The sequence below is a fragment of the Metasolibacillus fluoroglycofenilyticus genome, assembly GCF_003049645.1.
Taxonomy (GTDB): domain Bacteria; phylum Bacillota; class Bacilli; order Bacillales_A; family Planococcaceae; genus Metasolibacillus; species Metasolibacillus fluoroglycofenilyticus.
In genome coordinates this window covers 1,692,203-1,708,258 of record NZ_PYWK01000001.1, presented here as the reverse complement: position 1 = coordinate 1,708,258, position 16,056 = coordinate 1,692,203, and the positions used below count along the sequence as shown (strand labels likewise).

Genomic DNA, 16,056 nt, shown 5'->3' with positions numbered 1-16,056 from the left:
ATGCCGAAGTGACGTAGGTCGGTTAACTGTTATCACAGTATGGACAATCAACAAATTGTTACAAAACTGAGAAGTCTAGTACTATATTAATATTGATAGTCTTTAAATCACTATTGAATAGTAGAAAGGCAATAGATTATACTTATATATAGTGTATTTTTGTCTAAATCTCAATTATTGAGTAACTTATGAACGGGGAGAAACTTATAATGACGAATGACTCTCATATTTTAACGAATATGGAGCTTACTTATGAGGAGCTTAAAGATATAAAAGCGGCATTAGATCAATCAGCAATCCTTGCGGTTACAGATGGCAAAGGCATTATTACAAATGTAAATGACCGATTTTGCCAAATTTCCAAGTATAGTCGTGCTGAATTAATTGGACAAGATCACCGCATTTTAAATTCTGGACATCATTCGAAAGCTTTTTTTAAAGAACTATGGCGCACAATTGGCAAAGGGGAAACATGGAGTGGGGAGGTTTGTAACCGCGCAAAGGATGGCTCGCTTTATTGGGTACAAACGACAATCGTTCCATTTTTAAATGACAAAGGGAAGCCGTTTCAATATATTTCTATACGCACGGATATAACGGCCCAAAAAAATATAAAAAAATATACGCATTTTGCCTTCCATGATGATTTAACAGGATTACCAAACCGCCGAAGTCTATTGAATACCTTGGAAAAGGAAATGGAAAACGCCCGAAAAAAACAATCGAAATTTGCCTTGTTTTTTATTGATATAAACCGTTTTAAAAATATTAATGATGGCCTTGGGCATAAGGTTGGCGATATGTTTTTACAAGTCTTTGCCAAACGTTTGATGAGTATCGATGATGAAAGAAATGCTGTTTTCCGACTAAATGGTGATGAATTTGTCTATGTTTTAAAGGACGTTTCACAAATTAAAGCAGCAGCACAAAATATCATTAATCTATGCAAAGAAAGTTTTAATTTTTACGACTATGAATTTTATATTAGTGTCAGCATGGGGATTAGCATATTCCCAGACCACGGCAATACAATATCCAAACTGCTTCGCTGTGCAGATATTGCCATGTATGCCGCAAAACAAAAAAGCAGAAATAGTTATGTCGTATTTGAAGCAAATATGAAAGGTATTGATGATCGTTTGCTTCATCTTGAGACAAAAATCCATCAAGCAATACGAGATGACAGCTTCGAGCTTCATTATCAGCCTAAATATAATATTCAGGATAATGTAATGACGGGGATGGAGGCATTAATTCGCTGGAATGATCAAGAATTAGGTATTATGCCACCGGATCAATTCATTCCATTCGCAGAGCAATGTGGTTTAATATCTGCGATTGGGGAGTGGGTATTACGCAAAGCGACGGCTCAAATAAAAAAATGGAATGAGGCATATAATAGTGATTTACGTGTTGCGGTTAATATTTCTCCAATTCATATTGCAGAAACAACCTTTATTTCACGCCTAGAAGAAATATTAGAAGAAACTCAGGCGAATCCACAGCATTTAGAAATTGAAATTACAGAAATGTCGATGATGGACTATACGGATGAGTTAATCGAAAAAATTAAAGAGATGAAAAAAATGGGCATTGAAATATCGCTAGATGACTTTGGAACAGGCTATGCATCATTAAGCTATTTACGCCAATTCCCATTCGATGCATTAAAAATCGATCGTACATTTATTCAAAACATCCGCACAACATCTTCAGGTGAATCAATGGTCGCTGCTATCATTTCACTAGCACACGCATTGAACTTAAATGTAGTTGCTGAAGGCGTTGAACAATCTGAAGAATTAGATGTCCTAAAAAAGCATAATTGTAAATCTGTACAGGGCTATTTCTTTAGCAAACCGTTGCCTGTGGATAAATTAACGAAATTGATTGAAGAAACACGTAATGTAGAATAAAAGGCTGCTGGGAAAGCTCCATTTCCCAACAGCCTTTTTCTGTGTAAAGTTATTTTATTCCGTATTAACTACTGACATGTGCTCGATTGTTAGCCTTCGTTCTATTCCGACAGCAATTTTTCAAGCTGTATAAGCTCTTCCTTTGCAATAGAGGTGCTGTATTTATGCAGTAGTTGCAAGTTTATTTTAATCGTATCCTTATAAGCCTCATAAAGAGGGACTGTTAAATTTCGCAGCACAACTGGTACAGGATTTTTATGGTTGAAGCGCTTCATATATTTCAGCATAAATTCCTCGGACAATTGGCAGCTCGTATGCTCGCCAAGTGCTTCAAAATCAATAAACTTGAGATGCGCTAAAATAAAATCCTCAGCCAAATAGCGATTATAGCGGCAAATTTTCGTCCAGTTTAATTTATTGCGATAACGATGCAACCAATGTGGCTCTAAAACCGCACATAGTAAGTCTAATTGAGTCTGACTAACCGTAGCAATCAGCGTATCCATTTCTTTATTTGTCTTTCTTTTAAAGCCATATTGATCATATTTTTGACAAGCTAATGATGGAATCCCCTTTACTAAATGCTCACTACCACTCCATTTATTTGGTCCTACATCATATTCAAAAAATTGTAGCTCCATTTCCTCTTCAAATTCTTCAAATTCAAAATACGTAACTTCTTTATCCATATAGAAATGGTCGTCTGCAATAAACTGCTCTAGTTTATTTGCAAAATCCTCGTTAAATGGGATTTGTTGCTGCTGTAAAAAATCAATCAAATACTGCTTAAATGAGCTAGACAAACGATTTAGCACAGGATAATTATATTGCAAAGTTGGTGCAAGCTGCTCTAAATGCTCGATTAAATACTGCTCTGTTAAATATGGATTTGTTAAGCAGAGATGCTCAAAGCTTATCATGTGTAAGTACGGCTCTAAATCATTGATATGCATTTGCGCTGCACGCGAGCGCCAGCTAATATATTGTCTAATAAAGCGTTTACTCAAATGTGGGTGCTGTTGTTGAATTTCGAGCACCTGCTTCATCGATACTTGCTTAAGTATCGGTTCAATCGTTGCCGGATTAAAATTTTCCGGGAAAGTTAGTGCATTATATTCCTTTTCAATATCATATTTACGACGGTTTATATGAGTAGGGAAGCTATATGAACCAATTGAGCCTCGTTCCTCTAATAATATATAAGCAAGCTCCTGTTTTTGGTCTCTCGTCAAGCGTACATGCTTTGGAAACTTTACTGAAGCAAAGTACGTGACGTTGGCCATATCATAAAAAAATTTATAGTCGCCTTCCGCAGTGTACTCGCCGTTTGTCGAATTGCGACACCAATATAACAATGCACCATGAATAGGCTCATAATTTGAAAAAGTAATATTAGCGATAGAAAAAATATTATGTGACATCGAGTCATCATAAACAGCTTTTATAAAATCAATTTGTTTAATTTTTAGCATATCGAACCCCCTAAGCTATTATATACCGTAATAATCTAAATGTGTAGGAAAGCGCCGCATAGCAGTGGTTTTGAGCAATACCAAAGCGACTATATAAAATTTTCGCTATTAATGAGCCTTTTTAAATTCGTTTGAGAAATTGCTTTAATTTATAGTAATAGAAAAAATATTAAAATAGGTATGAAAAATAGCTTCCAATAATCCTTGTATGTTTATAAGGTGATTCATTTATTATTCACCTTCCCATATATGGTTAATTTAGAATGCATTTAAAATTATACAATTTTAGTCTTTAAAGAATCAATTGGAAAAGTAAGGTGTCTTCGGTTTTAAGACAGTTTCTTGCTTAGATCCAATTTATTTTTTGAAAATTTACTAGAAAAGATAAAAATGCTACGCTTTTAACAAAGGAGGAACAGTTATGAATAGAAAATATATTTCTTTCAAGAAATTTGGCAGTCCTGAAGATGTATTAGTAGTTGACGAAACAATGATTCAACCACTGGCAAGTGATGAAGTGTTAGTACGTATGTTAGCTAGACCCATTAATCCCTCTGATTTAATACCGATTAGAGGGTCTTATGCGCATCGAATTTCTTTACCCGCGATACCAGGCTATGAAGGTGTTGGAATCGTAGAGAAGGTTGGAGCTTCCGCCTGCAAAAGTCTTATTGGTAAACGGGTTTTACCTTTAAGAGGAGAAGGCACATGGCAGGAATATGTGAAAGCACCCGCAAACCTTGCTATTCCAGTACCACATACGATAGACAATTTTACAGCTGCTCAAATGTATATAAATCCAATAACAGCATGGGTTATTTGTACAGAAATATTAATGCTGAAGCCAACAGACGTGCTGCTCGTTAATGCTTGCGGCTCTGCAATTGGTCATATTTTTGCACAATTATCAAAGGTATTAGGTTTTCGCTTAATTGCCATTACTCGTAGTAATACGTACACAGAGCAGTTATTAAAATTAGGTGCATCTCATGTTATTAATACAACAGAAAATAGCTTACAGGAAACTGTTATGACGTTGACAAATGGTGCGGGAGCAAATGCTGCTATCGATTCCATCGGTGGTAGTCCCGGAACAGAGCTTGCGTTTTGCTTGCGACCTCAAAGTCAATTTTTAACGATTGGTTTGCTATCAGGCATTCAAGTTGATTGGGCAAAAATTGCTAAGGAAGCACAGGTGAACGCCAAAATATTCCATTTGCGTCATTGGAATAAAAGCATATCCGTCGCACATTGGCAAAACACTTTTCAGCAAATTACCGCGTTAATAGAGCGACAACAACTAACTTTAATGCCAGCAGTAGCCGAGTTTAATTTAATAAATGTAAAAGAGGCAGTACATTATGTAGAAACTGTACAAAATCGAATGGGGAAAGTTTTTTTGATTTAGATTAAAAGCAAATCCTTTAATTGAACAATACAAATAAAAGTGCTAAAGTATAGAAACAAACGTTCTGAAAGGGGGATATAGCAATGCAACTTTATTTTTACGAGGACAGATTCAAAAATAATATCGACCACTATGAATTGACTGAGGAACAGCTTCATTACACTAGTCATCCTAAAGAATGCATCAAATTATCCAATGAAGATTCCGATAGATATTCAATCTTAGCGATAGAAGATAAAGAACTTGTCACTTTTTTCGATTTACATAAAAATGAAGGCGTAAAACCCTATTCCAATAATCATCATGCAATATTAGTCAGGGCATTTTCAACTGATTTCCGCCACCAAGGAAAAGGCTATGCGAAAAATGCATTAATACTTTTACCTGAATTTATTAAAAAGAACTTTGGTGAAGTAAATGAAATCGTATTAGCTGTTAATCTTAAAAATATACCGGCACAGGAACTGTACAAAAAATGTGGCTTTGTTGATGAAGGTGTCCGAAAAATGGGGGAAAAGGGCGAGCTGATTGTAATGAGTTATCATTTATATTGAAATAGGGGAAATTATAACAAAAAAGAGGGGGAGTTGAAGTTAAAATATTGTAGCATTTTGTTTGCCCTAACATTATTTCTTTCTGCTTGTAGCAATGAGGTAAAGCCAATAGAGCATCTAGCAGAAATATATAGCATTGCACTGGACACCATTATGGAGCACGATGCAGCATTAAGCGATGCGATAAAATATATAGCGATTGATATGAGCAACTTTGATGAAGTGGGTGAAAGTGATAAAGAAGCAATTTTAAGTTATTTTAAGAAAAAATACAAAGTTGAAGTAATGGATGCTACCTTTGAGCAACTAAAAGAACAAGGATTATATGATGCGGATACACTTGCTTTGAACGGTGTACTTCTAAAAATCGAAAAAGTTGATTTTAAAGCAAACAACGAAATCCTTTTTGAAGGTTCCAAATATCGCTCGGGTCTTGGGGCTGTTGGAATAAAACTTACAGTTCATTATAAAGATAATAAGTGGCTATTTAAAGATGTGAAAATGATTTGGATTAGTTAAATATTATTGTGTTGGTGGTTGCTTTTGTTGAAAATTTTAAAATGAAGAAAATGATAAAATGGCTTAGTTTTATTTGACGAACTAAGCTATTTTTATGCTGAAATTACAAAATTTCAATGCTTGTGCTAGTAAAAAAATTTGGAGGGACGTTTCCTTCAAGTTTTTTTATACAAAATAAAATGTGAAGGTGTCACTTCTGTAGTTTCATTGTTTTAATCGCTTTTTGTTTCGAAAACGTAGCAACAGATACAGAAATCTTCTACCTCTATAGGAGGCAAGATGAATACAAGCATCATACGAAAAACTTTGGAGTAACTGCATAAATAGGAAATAGTCCTTGTATTTATTTTTGAGTTCGCATAATATAAGTATATAGTTATATACAAATGTAATCACCATTCATCTGGGTGATTTTATTTAAAATTATATATAAGTAAATACTTATATAGGGAGGGCAAATTCATGGAAAACACATTAATTGAAAAACAATTAAAAGCAGCAGCCGACTTGAATCGTATCAAATTGCTTGCATGCATGAAGAATGGGGAGGTATGTGTATGTGATTTTGTGGATATTTTAGAGATTTCGCAACCTGCTGTGAGTCAACATTTACGGAAATTAAAGGAGGCAGGCATTATTACGGAACGAAAAGTGGGGACTTGGAAACATTATCGTTTAGTGGAGGAACAAACGCCATTGATGAGAGGCATTTTAGAACAAATCCAACCTTTAACTAGCTGCAATTGTATTTCTGATTGTTGTCATGTAGGAGGAAATATTAATGAGTAATGATTCTTTAGTAAAACAATTGTCCTTTCTTGATCGTTACCTTACTCTTTGGATATTTGTTGCGATGGGCATAGGTGTTGTATTAAGTGTGACAATACCCGATATTGGGGAAGCACTAGAAGCTATGTCGATTGGTACAACATCAATACCGATTGCTCTAGGACTTATTGTGATGATGTATCCACCATTAGCAAAAGTAAAATATGAGGAAATGTGGCGTGTATTTAAAGACTGGAAAGTGCTTTTACTATCGCTTTTTCAGAATTGGTTACTTGGCCCATTCTTAATGTTCTTTTTGGCGATTATTTTCTTGCATGATTATCCAGAGTATATGGCTGGACTCATTATGATTGGGCTAGCACGATGTATTGCGATGGTCATTGTGTGGAATGATTTAGCACGAGGGGATCGCGAATACGTCGCTGGTCTAGTTGCCTTTAATTCTATTTTCCAAATCGTAACCTATTCGATATTTGCGTACTTTTTCTTAAATGTATTGCCTGGTTGGTTTGGTTTAAAAAACTTCCACGTATCCATTTCCATGTGGGAAATTACAAAGAGCGTGTTGATTTATTTAGGGCTTCCGTTTGCTGCAGGTTTCCTCACACGTTGGATTGGTATCAAAACAAAAGGGAAAGAGTGGTATGAGGAAAAGTTCTTACCAAAGATTTCACCACTTACTTTAATTGCACTGCTATTTACGATTGTGATGATGTTTGCTTTAAAAGGTGAGAAACTAGTCGAGCTCCCATTTGATGTAGTGCGTATCGCAATTCCATTATTCATTTATTTTGTCATTATGTTTATTGTTTCATTCTTTTCTTCACGCAAAGCTGGCGCATCCTATCCTGTTACAGCAGCGCTTTCATTTACAGCTGCAAGTAACAACTTTGAACTAGCAATTGCCGTAGCCGTAGGTGTGTTTGGGCTTCACAGTGGTGTGGCGTTTGCGACAGTTATTGGACCGCTTGTTGAAGTACCTGTTCTCATCGGGCTTGTATGGGTTGCCTTACGTTGGCAGAAAAAATACTTTAAAACTAATAATTGATAAGGAGCAATGAACATGACAAAAACACTTTATTTCTTATGTACAGGGAATTCTTGCCGTAGCCAAATGGCGGAAGGCTGGGCTAGAAAATTATTGCCCTCCGATTGGACGGTAAAAAGCGCTGGCATTGAAGCACATGGGGTCAATCTGAAGGCTGTTCAAGCGATGGCGGAGGTAGATATTGATATATCAAGCCATACATCGGACTTAGTTGATACGGAAACATTAAATACAGCAACATTAGTGGTGACTCTATGTGGAGATGCCGCCGATAAATGTCCGATTGCGCCTTCACATGTTCGTCAAGAGCATTGGGGCTTTGAAGACCCAGCAAAAGCGACAGGTACAGACGAAGAAAAGTGGGCTGTATTCCAAACTGTACGTGATGCTATTGGAAAACGCATCGAGCGATTTGTGGTGGAGGAACAAAACTAAGCAGCATTTCATCGTTACGTCTAGTTAAATGCTAGCTGATAAACTAAATTCATGTTGTTGATTCATTGACTGTTAGTGAAAGCTAGCAGTCCTTTTAACTCAGTTTTTAGTTTACATAATATAAATTATAGGAAGTTACGTGTCAGTATAAAGTATACTTTGAATATTGAGATGAAACAAAAAATTTCAATTTTAATTACTAATGTCTTTTAGTGAGCCATTTATTTTATAGCTGCTACCTAAAGAAGTTTTTAATCGCATCCATCCGTATTTTGCTGTAGCATTCATCGCAGCGAAAAATGCTATGCGTTCTTTCTTTTAACTGTCGAAACCTTAATGAATCTTCATATACTTTGAATTTATTTTTACAGCTAGAGCATGTTATCTCGTAATAAAACATAACGCATCCTCCTACGTTCCACATTTTTTGATTGTATTATAGGCACTCCTACCTTTATTTTAGTCTACTCATACAAATAAATCGAATAGCTTCTTTTTTCCTAAAAAATAAAAATTTTTTCATAGCAAATTTTTATCATTTTCATTGGTGTTATATAACAAATGTAATTTCAGTTCTGCTTTCGACCTTTAGCATAACGAAATATTATTTTGTGCTTTATGTATAAATTTTCTGCGCTTAAATAAATAATATTGTCTTTATTATAGCATTATAAAATATTTTTAAAGATTTACTCATTTGTGTTTTAGTCTATAAACCTTGATAATTCTATGGTTATTTCAATTACTTTAATTTCTGAATATTAGAAAAATGGTATTGCAAACAAAATAAATTTCTCCTAAAATAACTTCTAACATGAATTTGGCTTATGCCAGCTTAGTGAAATTAAAAATTAGGGGGATATTTATGAGCACTGTTTTAGCAACAAAAAGTAACAAAAGCAATGAGATTAACTATGAGAAAATTAATCAAATGGAGTCCTTTAACACGTTTGTGAAGAAAAAGAATAAGCTGTTATTCACGATTACTGCAGTATTTTTAACAATTTATATCTTTTTACCGATATTAGCCTTCACTACTGTTCTACAACAGAATGCGGTTGGCTCAATTACTTGGGTATGGGTATACTCTGCTGCCCTCTTTATTATGACTGTTGTGCTATGCACGGTTTATGGAAAAATCGCTGCAAAGTTTGATCGTCAAGCACAGGCAGTATTAGCTGAATATAAAGGAGGAAAATAATCATGAATTTAGTATCAACCGGCTTTTTTCTTGGGATTGTTGGATTAACATTAATTATTACGTATATTGCGGCGAAAAGAACTTCCTCTGCTAGTGATTTTTATACGGCTGGTGGCGGTCTAACTGGCTGGCAAAATGGCTTTGCAATTGCAGGTGACTATTTATCCGCTGCAGCGTTTTTAGGCGTATCTGGTGCGATTGCTTTAACTGGCTTTGATGGCTTCTTCTTTTCTGTCGGTTATGTTGTGGCAAATCTAGTATTGCTATATGTCATCGCAGAGCCAATGCGTAATTTAGGACGCTATACATTAGCAGATATGCTTACAGCCCGCTTTAATGAAAAACGAGTGCGTGGAGTTGCAGCAACGGGAACGATTATTATCGTTATTTTCTATATGATTGCCCAGCTTGTAGGTGCTGGTGCATTAATCAAGCTATTATTTGGTATCGAATATTGGATTGCTGTGTTAATTGTTGGTGTGATGATGACAACATACGTATTGTTTGGTGGCATGACGGCAACAAGCTGGGTGCAAATTATTAAAGCTGGCTTATTGCTATTCGGTACTGCCCTTCTTGCAATTTTAGTATTCTATAAGTTTGATTTTAATCTAGTAAAAATGTTTGATACGATTGCACAGGATCATGGGAAGGAATATTTAGTGCCAGGTATAAAATATACATCAACAATTGATTCTGTATCGATGATGATGGCCCTTGTATTAGGAACATCTGGCTTACCGCATATTTTAATGCGCTTCTTTACAGTAAAAGATGCAAGAACAGCAAGAACTTCTATTTCATTTGCTACTTGGATTACAGCGATTTTCTTCTCGCTGACAATTTTCTTAGGCTTTGGTGCGATGCATTTTGTCGGTTTTGACGCAATTAAGGCTGCTAGCGCTGCTGGAAATACCGCTGCTCCGCTACTTGCAGAGTTTTTAGGTGGCAATATTTTATTATCATTTATTAGTGCTGTAGCATTTGCTACAATTTTAGCGGTTGTATCAGGGCTAGTATTAACAGGTGCTTCCGCTATTTCACACGATATTTATGGTGAAATTATTAAAGATGGTAAGCTAACAGAAAAGCAACAAGTCATTGCAGCTCGTCTTGGTTCTATTTCAATCGCAATTGTTTCAATTATTCTAGCGCTGTTCGCGCAAAGCTTGAATGTTTCCTTCTTAGTGTCATTTGCCTTCTGCATTGGTGCTTCGGCAAATTTACCTGTGATTTTGTACACAATTTACTGGAAGAAGTTTAATTCTACAGGTGCAGTAGCATCCATTGTAACAGGTTTGGTTTCTTGCTTAATACTTGGTGCATTAGGTCCGAATGTTTGGAGTGAGGCAGGTACGGCGATTTTTGTTGGGAAACCTTTAGTTAATTTAGCTGTACCAGCTATTATTACGATTCCATTAGGTTTTCTTGCGGGTTATTTAGGGACAATTTTATCAACGACTAAGCAAAAACAGAAAGAGTCAGAAATTATTTTCAAGGAAATACGAGTTAAGGCAAATACAGGAATATCTGTGTCAGATGTGACACATTAATTTGTCAAGTCATCTTTTTTTATTAAAAGATGACTTGTTGTTTTTTTAGTATATAAATTGACAAAAAAACTTATTAGACTATATTAATTTTAGGTAAATCGCTTTCGAAAATCACCTTTTTAAAAGGGTTAAAAATCGGTCGAAAACACAAAAATATTCTCTTTTACGAAAAGATATTGTTTGTCAAGTTCTATATTAACCTTGATATATCAACATTTTTAAAATAATGTCTTCCTCGGAAATTCATTTTTTTCTCCCCTCACTTTATAAATTTTCTCGCTCAAGTTATTTTTCTAAAAATTTTTTTCACATAATTTTTTCAAAAACTATTGCAATTTTGTGAACGGTAAAATAGAATGAAAATTGTAAATTCTTGATAGAGAAATTTACATACAATAAGCAGTAATTTTAGACGAAATTGGGGGGATAAGATTTATGGGAAATCAACAAAAGCACATTGACTATGACAAAATTGCGCAACTTGACTCTTTTAAACAACTAGTAAAGAAAAAGAATTCATTCGTATGGACATTAGCAGTCATTTTCTTAATTGCGTATATGACATTACCAGTGCTAACTTCGTACACAAAAATCTTACACGCAAAAGCGATTGGAGACATTACATGGGTATGGGTATACTCAGCAGGCCTCTTCATTATGACATGGGGTCTAGCACACTTATATATCTCTAAAGCATCGAAATTTGATAAAGATGCGAAGGCAATCATTGAGGAATATGAAAGGGGGAATAGCTGATGGAGGGTATGAGCTTAACGGCCATTTCGTTTTTCGTAGGTATTGTAGGTTTAACATTAGTTATTACTTGGTGGGCTTCAAAACGTACTTCTTCAGCAAGTGATTTCTATACAGCTGGTGGAGGTTTAACAGGCTGGCAAAATGGACTAGCTATTGCTGGTGACTATTTATCGGCTGCATCATTCTTAGGAATTGCTGGGTCAGTTGCCCTTTTCGGCTTTGACGGCTTCTTCTTCTCTCTAGGCTATTTAGTTGCTTACTTAGTAGTACTTTATATCGTGGCAGAGCCTTTACGTAACTTAGGTCGATTCACATTAGCTGATATGATTACAGCTCGTTTCAATCAATCAAAAGTTCGTGGAACGGCTGCACTAAGTACAATTACAATTGTATTATTCTATATGATTGCACAGCTTGTTGGTGCAGGGGCACTTATTCAATTATTACTTGGTATTGATTACTGGGTAGCAGTTCTTTTAGTAGGTTTCATGATGACAATCTACGTATTATTCGGTGGTATGACAGCAACAAGCTGGGTACAAATTATTAAAGCTTGTTTATTAATGCTTGGTACGGTAATTATTTCATTCTTAGTATTAGCGAAATTCGATTTCAGTATTGCTAAGATGTTCTCAGATATGGCTACTGCTACAGAGCATGGCGAAGCATACTTAAACCCAGGTTTACGTTACACAGATGGTCTTGATACTATTTCTATGATGATTGCGTTAGTATTAGGTACAGCAGGTCTTCCTCATATTTTAATGCGTTTCTTCACAGTAAAAGATGCTCAAACAGCACGTTCTTCAGTAATTTGGGCTACTTGGATTGTTGGACTTTTCTATGTTTTAACAATTTTCTTAGGATTCGGTGCGGCAGCATTCGTAGGTAAAGAGAAAATCGTTGCAGCAAACGCAGCAGGTAATATGGCTGCTCCACTTCTTGCGGAAGCATTAGGTGGCGATATTTTATTCTCATTTGTCTGCGCGGTAGCATTCGCGACAATTTTAGCGGTAGTTGCTGGTTTAGTACTTTCAGGTGCATCTGCCCTGTCACATGATATTTATGGTCAAATTATTAAAAAAGGTAAAATTACTGAAAAAGAGCAAGTTCTTGCTGCTCGTATCGGTTCGATTACAATTTCTATCGTATCAATTGTTTTAGCTTTAGGTGCACAAACATTAAACGTAGCATTCTTAGTATCGTTAGCGTTCTGTATTGCAGCTTCTGCAAACTTACCAGTAATTATTTACACAATTTATTGGAAACGCTTTAATACGACAGGTGCGGTTACAGCGATGTTAACAGGTTTAATTTCTGCACTTGTATTAGTAGCTGTATCACCAAACGTTTGGGGTCCAGAAGGTAAAGCTATTTTTGTAGGTGAACCATTAATTATGTTATCAAACCCTGCATTAATTTCTGTTCCATTAGGCTTCATCGGTGGTTGGATTGGTACACTTCTATCGAAAGAAAAAGCAGACGAAGCGAAATACCGCGAAGTTGATGTAAAAGCAAACACTGGTATTTCTGTGCAGGATGTTTCTCACTAAAAACAATGAAGTTGTCTGAAAAGTATGCGAAAACGCCGCTTTTCAGGCAGTTTTTTTGTTTTATTAAATTGCTGAAATTAGTGGTATACTATTTGAAAATGGCTTTTAGTAGCTTTTTCCAAATTAATATAAAAAATGAAATAAGCTAGCTCATTACACATTTTTTATATTTGGTGCTGTTCCCTATCAACTTTTTATTTAAGGTGATAAATCAATTACGTCGAGGTGTAATTGCGTCCGATTTTTCAAAATCTGTGACACCCGCTGAAAGAAGTTAAATGAGGTGATAACATGACACAATCAAAAGCGAAAAAGAAGCGCTTAGCAAAGCAGCGTGCAGGTGCTACGGATGTGACGAAGCAGCGTGGCATTACCGCCTTCTCCACGCATGAACGCAAAACAAAAACAAGGCAAGAAACAATTGATCAATCTTATAAAAAATATAAAAACCATTTCCATGAGTAATCTCTAGGAAATGGTTTTCTTCTTTTGTATAGCGAGTATCGCAATTGTGCCTAAAATGAAAAATGTTCCTAACCAATCAATCCAGCCAAATGCAACACCTAAAAATAGCACAGATGTTACTGCTGCTGATAGTGGTTCTGCACAAGCAAGTAGGCTTGTTTCTGTAGGTGTTAAATATTTCATGCTTTCTAAATAGCTATAAAAAGCTATGACGGTTCCACATACAATAACAAATAATAGAGCAAAAGGTGCTGAGAATTGCCATTCCCCTTCAAAATGCCAAGGTGGATGAACGAAGCTAAATGCAATGCCACCAATAATCATCCCCCACCCTACTACGAGCATAGAGCCCCAACGACGCAATACTTGAATTGGCTGAATCGTATAAAACGCTAGGCCAAATGCAGATAATATTCCCCAAATAAATGCGTCCTTAGAAATAGATAAAGAATGAATATTGCCATGTGTAACAAGCAAAAATGTACCGAATAATGCAAAACCGACAGCTAAAAGCTCCTTTATTGTCGGAAGGCGTTTTGCCAGAGCGATGAAATAGGCTGTGACAATTGCTGGACCCAAATATTGTAACACTGTGGCAGTTGCTGCATTTCCATAATTAATGGCTGCTAAATATGTATACTGCACACCAATCATGCCTATAACACCGAAAATAATTAATGCAAGAATATCTGCTTTTTGCCGCCAAATATGAAAAATACGAGTTCCTTGCTGGCGATAAGCTACCGTTAATAAAATAATACCTCCACATAGTAAACGTATTGTTGTAAGCCATTCTGTACTCATATGTAGCGTTTGGAATAAATACTGAGATACAGTTCCAGAAATGCCCCAAAATAATGCGGCGAGGAGAACAAGTGCAATTCCCTTCCCGCGGTTTTCTAATGCCATAATGCCATTTCTCCTCTAACGATTTTACATGTATTATAAGTATAAGCTTTTTACTGTGCTTTACATAGCCATTTCAATCTTTTTATTACGAATCACAATAAGGAAATAAGAGCTTAATAGTAAGCTAAATACACCAAATGTAATCCCCATCCACTGAAGGCCAATTAAATCAAGTAGCGCCCCTGTTGACAGCAAGACAACCTGAAATAGCACTTGGTCAATCATATTACGGAAGGAGAAGAAACGACCGTGATAATCTTTTGGTACTTGTCGTTGGAAAATAGTCATCGTTGTCGGGAAGAAGCACCCTACTGTAAAGCCGAATAAAGCAAATGTTAATAAAGCAAATAGTTTTATATCAGATAAAAATAGCATAAGCTCCATAAGTCCGATTATAAAAACTGAAAGAAATAAAATTGTGCCAGTTTTCGCGATTTTTGTTAAATGTTTAATAAATACAGCACCTAGCATGAAAGCTGTGCCTTCCACTGCATAAATCATTCCTGACAAACTTTGCGACTGGTGTATTTCTGTAATTTTCATAATGACCAAATTAAAGGAGCCTAAAAATAATATCGGAATAACCATTAATACAAGTGTCATTAACACAACTGGATGTTCCTTTAGCATCGGGTATACTTCTTTAAAGCTACCCTTGCTCTTGTCTTTCGCCTGTAAGGCTTTGTTCTGCTCCTGTAAATCAAATGTAAACGTAATGGCTAGCATAACTACATACATAACCATTGAGGCGATATACAGCCATTTAACGTCTAAATAGCTTAACATTAAACCAGCAGCGGCCGTTCCTATAATTCTTGATATTGTGCGTGCATTCATATGCCAGCCGTTTAAGGTAATTAAATCTTTATCCTTAACTATCATCGGTATCACGGCTTGTAATGCCGGCATATAAAATGCCGCTGCCAATTGCAAGCTAATTAAAAAGAACAGCATCCATATGACCGAGTTTGTAGCAAGTGCAATAAACATAAATATAACAGCGACAACTCGTCCTGCACTCGCAATAATTAATACTTTCTTTTTGCTAGTTGAATCAATAAGACGACCTGCTAATGGACCAACTGCAACGCCAGCAATCATACCGATTGCTAATATGAGCGATTTATGAAAATCAGAGGGCACTGTGTCCTGCATAAATGCTAAGTTGCCGATAATTCCTGCCCAAAGGCCTAAGCCAACGACAAATTCGCCAATTAGCACAATCCATACATTTTTATTTTTCCACATTTATTATCGTCCTTTCCACAATATAACGAAAACCGAAATAAATTGAATGATATAGCAATCTAGAGGAAAAGTCAATAGAGTTTGCGAGAGGGCAAAGCGTCAAGTTTTCTTAAAGTAATGACAGTTTAAAAAGGAAAAATCTTGTCCTATATTTTATTTTAAATTCAAGAATAAGTTACTAAATCTAGTGTTATCAAATTTTAAAGAAACTCCTTCCTATTTTATCGAGG

The 16,056-nt window shown here is 35.7% G+C and carries 16 protein-coding genes; 12 read left to right on the top strand and 4 right to left on the bottom strand.

The window, feature by feature from the left end:
• The first annotated feature begins 209 nt into the window (after window positions 1-209).
• Window positions 210-1,916: a putative bifunctional diguanylate cyclase/phosphodiesterase gene (locus C9J36_RS07950; RefSeq protein WP_201261898.1), complete on the top strand. Its 1,707-nt coding sequence runs from the start codon at window positions 210-212 to the stop codon at window positions 1,914-1,916.
• A gap of 101 nt (window positions 1,917-2,017) precedes the next feature.
• Here the strand turns inward: C9J36_RS07950 and C9J36_RS07945 are convergent, their stop codons facing one another.
• Window positions 2,018-3,388, bottom strand: a complete 1,371-nt coding sequence (locus C9J36_RS07945) for a nucleoside-diphosphate sugar epimerase (RefSeq protein ID WP_107942747.1) — start codon at window positions 3,386-3,388, stop codon at window positions 2,018-2,020.
• A 421-nt stretch (window positions 3,389-3,809) separates the two neighbouring features.
• Between C9J36_RS07945 and C9J36_RS07940 the strand changes: the two genes are divergently transcribed.
• From C9J36_RS07940 to arsC, 6 genes are all read left to right on the top strand, one after another.
• Entirely contained in the window at window positions 3,810-4,796 is a 987-nt protein-coding gene (locus C9J36_RS07940) for a zinc-dependent alcohol dehydrogenase family protein (RefSeq protein ID WP_066163087.1), read from the top strand.
• A gap of 83 nt (window positions 4,797-4,879) precedes the next feature.
• Entirely contained in the window at window positions 4,880-5,350 is a 471-nt protein-coding gene (locus C9J36_RS07935) for a GNAT family N-acetyltransferase (RefSeq protein WP_107942746.1), read from the top strand.
• 33 nt (window positions 5,351-5,383) lie between these two features.
• Complete coding sequence (locus C9J36_RS07930) at window positions 5,384-5,869, top strand: peptide ABC transporter substrate-binding protein (protein ID WP_107942745.1); 486 nt, start codon at window positions 5,384-5,386, stop codon at window positions 5,867-5,869.
• Window positions 5,870-6,331: 462 nt separating this feature from the next.
• Window positions 6,332-6,658, top strand: a complete 327-nt coding sequence (locus C9J36_RS07925) for an ArsR/SmtB family transcription factor (protein WP_066163097.1) — start codon at window positions 6,332-6,334, stop codon at window positions 6,656-6,658.
• Window positions 6,651-7,706: an ACR3 family arsenite efflux transporter gene (gene arsB / locus C9J36_RS07920; protein WP_107942744.1), complete on the top strand. Its 1,056-nt coding sequence runs from the start codon at window positions 6,651-6,653 to the stop codon at window positions 7,704-7,706. Before C9J36_RS07925 ends, arsB begins: the two co-directional genes overlap by 8 nt.
• A 15-nt stretch (window positions 7,707-7,721) precedes the next feature.
• Entirely contained in the window at window positions 7,722-8,141 is a 420-nt protein-coding gene (gene arsC, locus C9J36_RS07915) for an arsenate reductase (thioredoxin) (protein ID WP_107942743.1), read from the top strand.
• A gap of 235 nt (window positions 8,142-8,376) precedes the next feature.
• On the opposite strand, the gene C9J36_RS17500 is transcribed toward arsC, so the two are convergent.
• Complete coding sequence (locus tag C9J36_RS17500; protein ID WP_082798923.1) at window positions 8,377-8,541, bottom strand: DUF2197 domain-containing protein; 165 nt, start codon at window positions 8,539-8,541, stop codon at window positions 8,377-8,379.
• Window positions 8,542-9,006: 465 nt separating this feature from the next.
• On the opposite strand from C9J36_RS17500, the gene C9J36_RS07905 reads away from it, so the two are divergent.
• The 5 genes from C9J36_RS07905 to C9J36_RS17390 all read left to right on the top strand — a co-directional run bounded on the left by C9J36_RS07905 (window position 9,007) and on the right by C9J36_RS17390 (window position 13,669).
• On the top strand, window positions 9,007-9,342 hold the full coding sequence (locus C9J36_RS07905) for a DUF485 domain-containing protein (protein WP_066163103.1): 336 nt from the start codon (window positions 9,007-9,009) through the stop codon (window positions 9,340-9,342).
• Between the two features lie 2 nt (window positions 9,343-9,344).
• Window positions 9,345-10,895, top strand: a complete 1,551-nt coding sequence (locus C9J36_RS07900; protein ID WP_066163105.1) for a solute symporter family protein — start codon at window positions 9,345-9,347, stop codon at window positions 10,893-10,895.
• Window positions 10,896-11,330: 435 nt separating this feature from the next.
• Entirely contained in the window at window positions 11,331-11,651 is a 321-nt protein-coding gene (locus C9J36_RS07895; RefSeq protein ID WP_066163107.1) for a DUF485 domain-containing protein, read from the top strand.
• Between the two features lie 8 nt (window positions 11,652-11,659).
• The gene (locus C9J36_RS07890) at window positions 11,660-13,204 is read left to right on the top strand and encodes a solute symporter family protein (protein WP_066164416.1); all 1,545 of its coding nucleotides are present in this window, start codon (window positions 11,660-11,662) and stop codon (window positions 13,202-13,204) included.
• A gap of 291 nt (window positions 13,205-13,495) precedes the next feature.
• Complete coding sequence (locus C9J36_RS17390; protein ID WP_201261897.1) at window positions 13,496-13,669, top strand: hypothetical protein; 174 nt, start codon at window positions 13,496-13,498, stop codon at window positions 13,667-13,669.
• A 3-nt stretch (window positions 13,670-13,672) separates the two neighbouring features.
• On the opposite strand, the gene C9J36_RS07885 is transcribed toward C9J36_RS17390, so the two are convergent.
• Complete coding sequence (locus C9J36_RS07885) at window positions 13,673-14,578, bottom strand: DMT family transporter (protein ID WP_107942742.1); 906 nt, start codon at window positions 14,576-14,578, stop codon at window positions 13,673-13,675.
• 60 nt (window positions 14,579-14,638) lie between these two features.
• On the bottom strand, window positions 14,639-15,826 hold the full coding sequence (locus C9J36_RS07880) for an MFS transporter (protein ID WP_066163110.1): 1,188 nt from the start codon (window positions 15,824-15,826) through the stop codon (window positions 14,639-14,641).
• Window positions 15,827-16,056 lie beyond the last annotated feature (230 nt).

Excerpts from the sequence above, each read along its gene's own strand:
- C9J36_RS07950 (WP_201261898.1), top strand. The coding sequence starts at position 210 with ATGACGAATGACTCTCATATTTTAACGAATATGGAGCTTACTTATGAG.
- C9J36_RS17390 (WP_201261897.1), top strand. The coding sequence starts at position 13,496 with ATGACACAATCAAAAGCGAAAAAGAAGCGCTTAGCAAAGCAGCGTGCA.
- C9J36_RS07880 (WP_066163110.1), bottom strand. The coding sequence starts at position 15,826 with ATGTGGAAAAATAAAAATGTATGGATTGTGCTAATTGGCGAATTTGTC.
- C9J36_RS07945 (WP_107942747.1), bottom strand. The coding sequence starts at position 3,388 with ATGCTAAAAATTAAACAAATTGATTTTATAAAAGCTGTTTATGATGAC.
- C9J36_RS17500 (WP_082798923.1), bottom strand. The coding sequence starts at position 8,541 with ATGTTTTATTACGAGATAACATGCTCTAGCTGTAAAAATAAATTCAAA.
- C9J36_RS07895 (WP_066163107.1), top strand. The coding sequence starts at position 11,331 with ATGGGAAATCAACAAAAGCACATTGACTATGACAAAATTGCGCAACTT.
- C9J36_RS07890 (WP_066164416.1), top strand. The coding sequence starts at position 11,660 with ATGAGCTTAACGGCCATTTCGTTTTTCGTAGGTATTGTAGGTTTAACA.
- C9J36_RS07925 (WP_066163097.1), top strand. The coding sequence starts at position 6,332 with ATGGAAAACACATTAATTGAAAAACAATTAAAAGCAGCAGCCGACTTG.
- C9J36_RS07935 (WP_107942746.1), top strand. The coding sequence starts at position 4,880 with ATGCAACTTTATTTTTACGAGGACAGATTCAAAAATAATATCGACCAC.
- arsC (WP_107942743.1), top strand. The coding sequence starts at position 7,722 with ATGACAAAAACACTTTATTTCTTATGTACAGGGAATTCTTGCCGTAGC.
- C9J36_RS07905 (WP_066163103.1), top strand. The coding sequence starts at position 9,007 with ATGAGCACTGTTTTAGCAACAAAAAGTAACAAAAGCAATGAGATTAAC.
- arsB (WP_107942744.1), top strand. The coding sequence starts at position 6,651 with ATGAGTAATGATTCTTTAGTAAAACAATTGTCCTTTCTTGATCGTTAC.
- C9J36_RS07900 (WP_066163105.1), top strand. The coding sequence starts at position 9,345 with ATGAATTTAGTATCAACCGGCTTTTTTCTTGGGATTGTTGGATTAACA.
- C9J36_RS07940 (WP_066163087.1), top strand. The coding sequence starts at position 3,810 with ATGAATAGAAAATATATTTCTTTCAAGAAATTTGGCAGTCCTGAAGAT.
- C9J36_RS07885 (WP_107942742.1), bottom strand. The coding sequence starts at position 14,578 with ATGGCATTAGAAAACCGCGGGAAGGGAATTGCACTTGTTCTCCTCGCC.